The 9,543-nt window shown below is 73.2% G+C and carries 8 protein-coding genes; 3 read left to right on the top strand and 5 right to left on the bottom strand.

Features of this window, described 5'->3' with window-relative positions; all coding sequences use genetic code 11:
• Positions 1-816, bottom strand: an 816-nt coding sequence (locus DQW06_RS23080) for a PucR family transcriptional regulator ligand-binding domain-containing protein (RefSeq protein WP_198662525.1), incomplete at its 3' end; no start/stop codon positions are given.
• A gap of 390 nt (positions 817-1,206) precedes the next feature.
• Between DQW06_RS23080 and speB the strand changes: the two genes are divergently transcribed.
• On the top strand, positions 1,207-2,154 hold the full coding sequence (gene speB, locus DQW06_RS23085; protein WP_013153270.1) for an agmatinase: 948 nt from the start codon (positions 1,207-1,209) through the stop codon (positions 2,152-2,154).
• Between the two features lie 69 nt (positions 2,155-2,223).
• Here speB and DQW06_RS23090 read toward each other — a convergent pair whose 3' ends face one another.
• Positions 2,224-2,850, bottom strand: coding sequence for a TetR/AcrR family transcriptional regulator (locus DQW06_RS23090; protein ID WP_013153271.1), 627 nt, complete (start codon positions 2,848-2,850; stop codon positions 2,224-2,226).
• Between the two features lie 113 nt (positions 2,851-2,963).
• Here DQW06_RS23090 and DQW06_RS23095 point away from each other — a divergent pair, with 113 nt between their 5' ends.
• Positions 2,964-4,238 carry an RNA-guided endonuclease TnpB family protein gene (locus DQW06_RS23095; protein WP_013153272.1) on the top strand — a complete coding sequence of 425 codons (1,275 nt, stop codon included), beginning with the start codon at positions 2,964-2,966 and terminating at the stop codon, positions 4,236-4,238.
• Positions 4,239-4,507: 269 nt separating this feature from the next.
• On the opposite strand, the gene ddaH is transcribed toward DQW06_RS23095, so the two are convergent.
• The 3 genes from ddaH to DQW06_RS23110 form a co-directional block, all read right to left on the bottom strand.
• Complete coding sequence (gene ddaH, locus DQW06_RS23100) at positions 4,508-5,338, bottom strand: dimethylargininase (RefSeq protein ID WP_013153273.1); 831 nt, start codon at positions 5,336-5,338, stop codon at positions 4,508-4,510.
• A gap of 153 nt (positions 5,339-5,491) precedes the next feature.
• Positions 5,492-6,787 carry a PHB depolymerase family esterase gene (locus tag DQW06_RS23105; RefSeq protein WP_117199298.1) on the bottom strand — a complete coding sequence of 432 codons (1,296 nt, stop codon included), beginning with the start codon at positions 6,785-6,787 and terminating at the stop codon, positions 5,492-5,494.
• Positions 6,788-7,198: 411 nt separating this feature from the next.
• Entirely contained in the window at positions 7,199-8,221 is a 1,023-nt protein-coding gene (locus tag DQW06_RS23110; protein ID WP_013153275.1) for a Ku protein, read from the bottom strand.
• Between the two features lie 181 nt (positions 8,222-8,402).
• On the opposite strand from DQW06_RS23110, the gene DQW06_RS23115 reads away from it, so the two are divergent.
• A complete protein-coding gene (locus DQW06_RS23115) occupies positions 8,403-9,497 on the top strand; it encodes an alcohol dehydrogenase catalytic domain-containing protein (RefSeq protein ID WP_013153276.1) in 1,095 nt (364 codons plus the stop codon).
• Positions 9,498-9,543: the final 46 nt, after the last annotated feature.

Raw genomic sequence — 9,543 nt, forward strand, 5'->3', positions numbered from 1 at the left:
GGAGGCGCGGGCGAGCAGGTCCAGCAGGGCGGTGGCGGTGCGCAGGACGGCCCGGTCGGTGACGTCCAGCGGCTCGGGGCGGCCGACCAGGACCACTCCGTGCTCCTGCGGCGGGGTGCCGACGGTGTGCAGGAAGACCTCGTCCCCCCGCACACGGGCCTTGGCGCCGCGCGGGCCGCGCGGCCGGGTGAGCCGGTCCGCGAGCCCGCGCAGTTCGGGGTCCAGCTCCGCCGGGGCGCCCGGCGTGCGGTGGGCGCCGCCCGGCACGGCGGGCGACGGGCGGGCCAGGACCGCCCAGCCGTCCAGGGCGTCGGCCAGGACCCGCAGGACCCGGTCCACCGGGGCGTCGGCGGTGACGGCCAGGGCCAGGGCCTGGTGCGCCTCGCCCAGGCGGCGCAGGTCGCGCAGGTGCAGCTCCTGGAGTTCGGCGCCCACGGCCTGGCTGACGGCGGCGAAGGGTGTGGGGCGGGGCACCTCCACCAGGGGCAGCCCCCGTGCGCGGCACTGCTCGACCAGCCCGGCGGGGACGGTGTCGTGCACCGGGGTCACACCGAAACCGAGGGCGCTGACCCCCGCGCCGACCAGGGAGTCCACGTAGCCGCGCAGCCCGGCGGGGGCGGCGGGCAGGTTGACGCCCGCGGTGAGCAGCAGTTCACCGCCGCGCAGGTAGGCGGCCGGGTCGGCCAGCTCGCTGGCCACCGCCCAGCCGATCCCCGGGTCCCCGGCGGCCACGAGGGTGGTCAGCCCCAGGTCGCGGCGGCCCACGACGGTGCTCAACGGGACCGTGTGGCCCTGCGCCCCGCTCTGTCCCGACACCCCTGACCCCCTTCGCGAACCGGCCCGCGTCCCCGCCCGGCGGACCGGAGAGGACAGATGCCTCCGGGTGCCCGTGTTCGGGAGCGCTGACCACGTGTTCTGGATACCTCATCCAGTACAACGCACCTTTGTGGATGATTCGTCCACTGGAGGAGACCGCGTCGGCTGCCTAACCTGACCAGGGTTCGTGTGATCCGCCACGACATGGTCGCCTTCGTTCCCCCCACGCCCCTCCTCCCGCGCCCGGAGTGCCCGGACAGCCGCCGCGCGGCGGGACGGCCCCGGGCCCCCGGCCGCATGGGGGGCCGAACGCGGACGGCGCGACCGACGCGGGCCCGTACGCGCCCGCGGACCGTACCGAACACCGCACCGACGACGAGAAGGACACCCGTGAACGCACCGATCGGCCCCACCGACTCCAGCCTCGTACCGCGCTTCGCCGGACCGGCCACCTTCGCCCGGCTGCCCCGCATCGACCAGGTCGGGCACGCCGACATCGCCGTGGTCGGCGTCCCCTTCGACACCGGCGTGTCCTACCGCCCCGGCGCGCGCTTCGGCCCCTCGGCCATCCGCGAGGCCAGCCGCCTGCTGCGCCCCTACAACCCGGGCCTGGACGTGTCCCCGTTCGCCTCCGCGCAGGTGGTCGACGGCGGCGACATCGCGGTCAACCCCTTCTCGATCGGCGACGCGGTGGAGACCCTGGACCAGGGCGCCTCCGAGTTCGTACGGGCGGGCACCCGCCTGGTCACCCTGGGCGGCGACCACACCATCGCGCTGCCCCTGCTGCGCTCGCTGTACCGCCGGCACGGGCCGATCGCCCTGCTGCACTTCGACGCCCACCTGGACACCTGGGACACCTACTTCGGCGAGCCCTACACCCACGGCACCCCGTTCCGCCGCGCCGTGGAGGAGGGCATCCTGGACACCGAGGCCCTGTGCCACGTGGGCACCCGCGGTCCGCTCTACGGCAAGAAGGACCTGGAGGAGGACCGCCGCTTCGGCTTCGGCATCGTCACCTCCGCCGACGTCATGCGCAGGGGCGTGGACGAGGTCGCCGACGCGCTGCGCCAGCGCATCGGGAACCGCCCGCTGTACGTGTCGGTGGACATCGACGTGCTCGATCCGGCGCACGCGCCCGGCACCGGCACCCCGGAGGCGGGCGGCCTGACCAGCCGCGAACTGCTGGAGATCCTGCGCGGGCTGGCCTCCTGCAACCTGGTGGGCGCCGACGTGGTGGAGGTCGCCCCGGCCTACGACCACGCGCAGATCACCGCGACCGCCGCCTCGCACGTGGCCTACGACCTGGTCAGCGTCCTGGCGCTGAACCACGGGGGCTGAGTCCGCGCGCCGCGGCGGAGGCGGGCGCCCGGCCGGTGGCGCCGCCCCGCCCCGCCCGGGGCGCCGGGGTCAGACCTCGGCGCCCTCGCGGCGGGCGCGCAGGTGGGCCCAGGTCAGGTCGGTGACGTGCCGGGCCATGGTCTCGGGGCTCTCCTCGGGGTGCTCCAGGAACCAGTCGGCGAAGGCGTCGGCGGTGCTGACCGCGATGCGCGCCAACAGCTGGGCGTCCTTGGGGTCGAGGTCGCCGTAGCCCTCGCGCGTGCACGCGGTGACGAGGTCGGCCACCTCGGCCGTCACGCGGTCCCTGAGCCGCACGGCCTCCCCGGCGAAGGGCTCGCCCCGCAGGTCCGCGTGCCGGTACAGCACGGTCCAGCTCGCGCGGTTGCCGGTGACGAAGACGAAGAAGGCGCGCATGCCCCGGTGCAGGGGGTCCTCCCCCGCCGGGGCGTGCGGATCGTGCGCCGCGGCGCGCACGGCCTCGATGAGCCGATCGGTCTCACGGCGCACGCAGGCGGTGAAGATCCGTTCCTTGGAACCCAGGTACTGGTACACGGTGGGCTTGGAGGTCCCGGCCGCCTCGGCGATCTCCTCGACGCTCACGGTGTGGTAGCCGCCGCGCGAGAACGCGGTGACGGCGGCGTCGATCATCTGCTCTTCCCTGAGCTGACGCGGGAGTCTGCGCTGTGTGCTCTTCACCGTGTCTCCCGGAAGCTGCCCCGTCCTCCAGGGCTGGGAGGAATCCAGGGCACACGACCACCACATTTCCGTTCTGCCTTACCCATGATCTCCCTTGGTGTAATTTTTGCCGTATGCGGACGGCGTACAAGTGCCGGGCCTACCCGGACCCCGCACAAGCGGCCCAACTGGGTCGCACGTTCGGATGCGTGCGCCTGGTCTGGAACAAGACCCTCGCCGACCGCCACACCGCCTACCACCAGCACGGAGAGAAGACCTCCTACAAGCAGACCGACCAGGCGCTGACCGGGTGGAAGAAGACCCCTGAGCTGGCGTTCTTGTCCGAGGTGTCCTCGGTTCCCTTGCAGCAGACCCTGCGCCACCAACACAGCGCGTTCGCGAACTTCTTCGCCCAACGCGCCCGCTACCCCCGGTTCAAGAACCGGTCCGGTCGGCAGTCGGCGCACTACACCCGCAGCGCGTTTCGCCTCCGCGACGGTGCGCTGTTCCTGGCCAAACACCAGAGGCCGCTGAAGGTGGCCTGGTCCTGGCCCGAGACAGACCTGGCCGCCCTGGACCCGACCACGGTGGTCATCTCGCGTGAGGCGGACGGGCGCTGGTATGCGACCTTCTCCGTGGACACCGACGACCCCGACCCCGTACCGGACACCGGTTCTGAGGTGGGTGTGGACCTGGGAGTGAAGGACTTCGCGACCCTGTCCACGGGCGAGAAGATCGCCAACCCCCGCCACCTGGAGCGCAAAGCCCGCAACCTCAAGCGTTACCAACGACGCATGGCACGCAAGGTGAAAGGCTCGAACAACCGCCGCAAGGCCAAGCGCAGGGTCGCGGCCGCGTACCGCAAGGTCCGCCACGCCAGACAGGATTTCCTGCACAAGACCACCACCCGCCTGGTGCGCGAACACGACCTGATCGCGATCGAGGACCTGAACGTGCGGGGCATGACCTCCTCCGCACGCGGCACCGTCGTCCAGCCGGGAAGGAACGTCGCGCAAAAGCGTGGCCTGAACCGGTCGGTGCTCGATGCCGCTCTGGGTGAGTTCCGCCGCCAACTGGAGTACAAGGCCGAACGCTACGGTCGAACCCTCGTGGTGGTCGACCGGTGGTATCCCTCCTCGAAGACCTGCTCGAAGTGCGGGTACCTGCTGGATCGGCTTTCGCTGGGCACCCGGTCGTGGACGTGCCCTTCCTGTCGCACCCGACATGATCGGGACCTCAACGCGGCCAAGAACGTTCTTGCGGCTGGTCGAGTCGCAGCCCGAGAAGCAGTCTCGGGTGATGCCTGTGGAGCTGGTGTGAGTCGGCAAGGGGCCTCCCTTCCGCTGTCGGCTGCGAAGCAGGAAACCGGACCCGTGAGGGTCGCTGCGCGAGCGGCACCAGGCTTTTAGACTCGGTCGGAATCCCCCTCTCCTTCGAGGAGAGGGAGGAAGTCAAGTACTCAGACTTTATTGCGGCGGGGCCGCCCGGCCAGGGGCGGTGGTCCCCCGTACGCGCGCCCGGGCGCGGTCCGCGGCGGGCCCGCGTGCGTGACCTGTGGCGTTAGCCTGATGAGCCCGTTTCGCGGTGGTATTTCCCACACCGGCCCGGCCCCGCGACGGGCCGAACGGCGGCGGGTCCACGCATCGGCGGGTCCGGGCGCCCCTGCTGCGGGCCTCCCTCACACGGGGGCGTCGCGCAACACCAGGGTGCAGCACTTGGCGCCGCCCCCGGCCCGGCGTAGTTCATCCAGCTCCACGGGGTGGACGGCGTAGCCCAGGGCTCGCAGGCGGTCGGCCAGGGCGGTGGCCTCGGCGGCGATGACGACGTTGCGGCCGTCGCACACGGCGTTGAGGCCGAGCACGGCGGCGTCCTCCTCGGTGGCCAGGAGCGCGTCCGGGAAGAGCGAGCGCAGCACCCGCCGGCTTCCGGCCGAGAAGGCACCGGGGTAGTAGGCGATCTGGTCCCCGGAGAGGGTGAACAGCGCGGTGTCCAGGTGGTAGAAGCGCGGGTCGGTCAGCTGGAGGGTGACGACGGGGCGGCCCAGGAAGCGCTCGGCCTCCTGGTGCGCGGCGGCCTCGGTCCGAAACCCCGTGGCGGCCAGGACCACCTCGTCCAGGGTGAGGAAGTCGCCCTCGCCCTCGTTGACGTGCTTGGGCTCGCGGGTCTCGGTGTAGCCCGCCTGGCGGAACCAGTCGAGGTAGGCCGGGCCCTCCGGGGTGCGCTCGGCGCTGGCGAAGCGCGCCCCGTAGACCCTGCCGTCCACGACCAGGGCCCCGTTGGCTGCGAAGACCATGTCGGGCAGGCCGTCGACGGGGGCGATCTCGCTGACGCGGTGCCCCAGGGAGAGGTAGAGGTCGCGCAACCCCTCCCACTGCCGGATGGCGCGTGCGCGGTCCACGCCCGCCGCCGGGTCCATCCAGGGGTTGATCGCGTACTCGACCGCGAAGTAGGTGGGGCGGCACATGAGGTAGTGCCGCGGAACCGCTGCCGGACCGACCGGTCGAGCCATGGGACCTCCCGTACACCGTGCGGGACACTGGGCGGCCCCGGTGGCGCGTGGGTTCACTGCGCCTCGGGTCCGCACGGACGAAAGGGGACATACCCCTCTGCGGCGCGAGTGCAACGCGGCGCGGCCCTTCCGGGAGGACCGCGCCGCGCCGGATCAGGCCGGGGAGCAGGCCGCGCCGTTGAGGGCGAAGCCGGTCGGCTCACCGGAGTCGCCGGTGTGCGTTGCCTGGTAGCCGATGCCCACACTGGCGCCGGGGGCGATGACGGCGTTGTAGGAGGCGTTGGCGGCGGTGACCGCGCCCTGGCGCGGACCGTAGGAGGCGTTCCAGCCCGAGGTGATGGTCTGGCCCGCGGGCAGGGTGAAGTCCAGGGACCAGCCGTCGACGGGCTCGGTGCCGGTGTTGGTGATGGTCAGCGAGGCGGTCAGGCCGGTGTTCCAGGCGTTGGTGGTGACGGCGACGGTGCAGTCCCCGTCACCGGGCTCGGGGCCCGGGCCGGGGCCGGTGTCCTGGTCGAGGCCGAAGAAGGTGATGGCGCGGGCCGCCATGCCGTTGGCCATGAGGTTGTGGCCGACGCCCTGCATGCTGACGGCCTCCACCGGGGCCCGGTCGCCGGTGGCGCCGTAGCGGGTGCGGGTCCAGCCGGGCTGGGGCTGGTCGGTGGCTGCCGGGGTCTGACCGAGGCCGTGGACGTCGGTCCACTGTTCGATCTCCTCGGTGAAGTTGGCGTAGCGCAGGACGTCGTCCTCGGTCCCGTGCCACAGCTGCATGCGCGGACGCGGTCCGGTGTAGCCGGGGTAGGAGTCGCGGACCAGGTCGCCCCACTCCTGCGGGGTGCGGTCGATGGTGCCGCTGGAGCAGGCGTTGTTCCAGCCGGAGCCGTCGGTGGTGGCGAAGCAGCCGAAGGGCACACCGCTGAAGGCGGCTCCCGCCGCGAACACGTCGGGATAGTTCGCCAGCATGACGTTGGTCATCATGGCGCCGGAGGAGACCCCGGTGACGAACACGCGCTCGGCGTCGGCGTCGTGGGCGTCGACGACGTGGGCGACCATCGAGCGGATGCCGACCGGGTCACTGCCGCCGCCCCGGGTCAGCGCCTCGGGCGAGGACACGTCGAAGCACTGGCTGCCGCGCGTGACGGAGGGGTAGATGACGATGAACCCGTACCGGTCGGCCAGCGAGGCGAACTCGGTGTTGGCGTGGAAGATGGGCCCGGTTCCGGTGCACCAGTGCTGGGCGACCAGGACGGGGGGATCGTCGGTGACGCCGTCCGGCACGTACAGGTACATGCGCAGACCGCTGGGGTTGGGGCCGAAGTCCTCGACCTCGGTCAGGGCGGCGGCCGAGGCCGGGGGCGCGGCGAACAGGAGTGCGGCCAGCATGGGCAGGACGACGGCGGCGGCGAGCGCGCCGACCGCCCTACTGACGGGGTTGGTGCGGGTGTGGTTCACGTGCGGGGCCTTCCCGGCTGCGGGGGGTGGGGGACACTGCGCCGCCCGCCTGCATACCGGTCGCCTCGCGGGGCCGACGCCGGTGGGCGCGGGCTCAGCGTGCGGCGTTCCGGTCGCGGTGGCGGCCCGGCCGGCGGCGGGCGGACGCCCGACCGACGGGTTCGGCCGACGGCGGGGCACAGGGCGCTCCGGCGGGGTCGCCGCCTTTTTTGGGAGCGCTCCCAACACTGTCCGTCCGCGCGCGGTATCCGTCAACCCCGGTAAACCCCCTCCGCGAAGGGCCGCCGCCGTGCTGGGCCGGGACGTGCGTGGGACGCGCACTGGTGGTGAGGCTCCGCCCCGGGGCGTCCGGGACGCTCCGTCCTGGAGCCGGGCCCCTCTCGGCGGCGAGGGGCCCGTCCGGCGCGGTCCTCAGCGGCGGGCTTCGGCGCCGTTCAGCCCCACGGCCTCCTCCAGCTGCTCCCGGCTCATCTTCGACCGGCCCGGCACGTCCAGCTCCGAGGCCCGCTGGAGCAGTTCGCGCTTGGTGGCCCTGCCCTCGCCGCGCCGCTCGACCCGGGCACCGCGCGCTCCGGTCCCCCGGGGCTCGCGGGCCCTCCCGGCCCCCTCCGCCCCGGTGGACGCGCGCGGGCCGCGCGACCGCGCGCCCCGGGTGCGCTGGGCGGGCAGGCTCTGGCGCAGGGCCTCGCCGAGACCGTCCGCGTCCTCGGGGGGCACGGCCTGCTCGGGCCGGTGGGTGAACGTCCTGCCCCGGGCCTTGGCGCGCACCAGTTCGGTCAGGCGCTGGCCGTAGCTGTCGGAGTAGTCCTCGGGGTCCCACTCGATCGACAGGGACCTGACCAGCTCGCGGGCCAGTTCGAGTTCGCTCTTGGCCAGTGCGGCGTGGGCCACGGGCGGCATCACGTCGTCGGGTTCGCGGACCTCGTCGGGCCACCACAGGGTGGAGGCCGACAGTACACCTCGGTTCGGTTCGATCAGGACGGGGTACTCGCGGTCGCGCAGGACGATGGTGGCCACGCCCGTGCGGCGGGTCTGCTCCAGGGCCGTGTACAGCAGCTGGTAGGCCTTGGCGTCGGCCGCGGCCCTGGGCGCGACGTAGTAGGTGGAGGCGTACCACAGCGCGTCGACGGCGCCCTGGGACAGGAAGCCGGTCAGCTCCATGGTGCGCGAGCCGTGCGGGAGGATCTCCTCCAGCTCCTCCGGTTCCAGGACCACGTACTCGTCCTCGACCCCCGTGCGGGCCCCGCGCACGACGTCCTCGCCGGCGACCTCCTCACCCGTGCGCTCGTTGACGCGGACGTAGCGGATGCGGTCGGCCGTGCCCCGCTCGAACTGGTGCAGCACGGGCCCCCTGCGTTCGCGCGCGCTGTAGAGGCGCACGCCGACGGGCACCCTGCCGAACATGAGGGTTCCCACCCAGACCGGATTGACCATGACCCCCTCCTCTGCCCCCATCATTACCGTTACCAGGCAAAATGTCGGTCGATAACGGCAAAGGACCCCCAAGGCGGGAAGGACCGCGACCATCGGCGGGAACACGGGTCCGCACGCCCCGGGTCCTTGACCGACCGGTCGGTATTGCTACTGTCGCGGCAGTCCGTGATTGGAGCCTCCCATGAGTACGACCGTCAGGGCCGCCGTCTTCTCCGAGCGCGGCGCCCCTCCCCGGATCCGCGACCTGGTCCTGCCCGACCCCGGCCCCGGCCAGGTGCGGGTGCGCCTGGCAGCGGCCGGGGTGTGCCACTCCGACCTGTCCCTGTCCAACGGCACCCTGGCGCAGAAGTGGCCCGCGGTGCTGGGCCACGAGGGTGCCGGAACCGTCGACGCCGTCGGCGAGGGCGTCACGGAGGTGGTCCCCGGCCAGCAGGTGATCCTGAACTGGGCCCCCTCGTGCCGCGAGTGCTGGTTCTGCCGCCAGGGCGAACCTCACCTGTGCGAGCACGCGCTGGACCGCACCGTACTGCCCTACGCGGAGCTCGCCGACGGCACGCCCGTCTACCCCGGCCTGGGCTGCGGCGCGTTCGCCGAGGCCACCGTGGTGCCCGCCTCCGCCGTCGTGCCGCTGCCCGATGGGATCGACCCGGCGGTGGCCGCCGTGCTGGGCTGCGCGGTGCTCACCGGCTGGGGCGCGGTCCACAACTCCGCGGGCGTGCGCGAGGGCCAGTCGGCCGTGGTGCTGGGCCTGGGCGGGGTGGGCCTGTCGGTGCTCCAGGCCGCGCGTCTGGCCGGGGCCGACCCGGTGGTCGCGGTGGACGTCTCCCCCGCCAAGGAGGAGCTGGCCCGTTCACTGGGCGCCACCGAGTTCCTGCTCGCCGACGAGACCCTGGTCAGGGCCGTGCGCGCGCTGACGGGCAGGCGCGGCGCCGACCACGCCTTCGAGGTGGTGGGGTCGGCGAAGGCGGTGCGCTCGGCCTGGGACGTGACCCGGCGCGGCGGCACGGTCACGGTGGTGGGCGTGGGCAGGGTGGACGACGAGGTGTCCTTCAACGCGCTGGAGCTGTTCCACCAGGCGCGCACGCTGCGCGGGTGCGTGTACGGCTCCAGCGACCCGGAGCGCGACGTCCCGCTCATCGCCGAGCGGGTGCGTTCGGGGGAGCTGAAGCTGGCGGCGATGGTCACCGACGAGATCCCGCTCGAAGGCGTGCCCGAGGCCTTCGAGCGCATGGCCCGGGGCAGGGGCGGCCGGTCGCTGGTGCGCTTCGGGGCCTGAACCCGGCGGGCTCCGGCGGCACCGCGCTGACGCGGTACCGCCGGAG

The sequence above is a fragment of the Nocardiopsis sp. TNDT3 genome (assembly GCF_003427465.1).
GTDB classification, from domain to species: Bacteria; Actinomycetota; Actinomycetes; order Streptosporangiales; family Streptosporangiaceae; genus Nocardiopsis; species Nocardiopsis dassonvillei.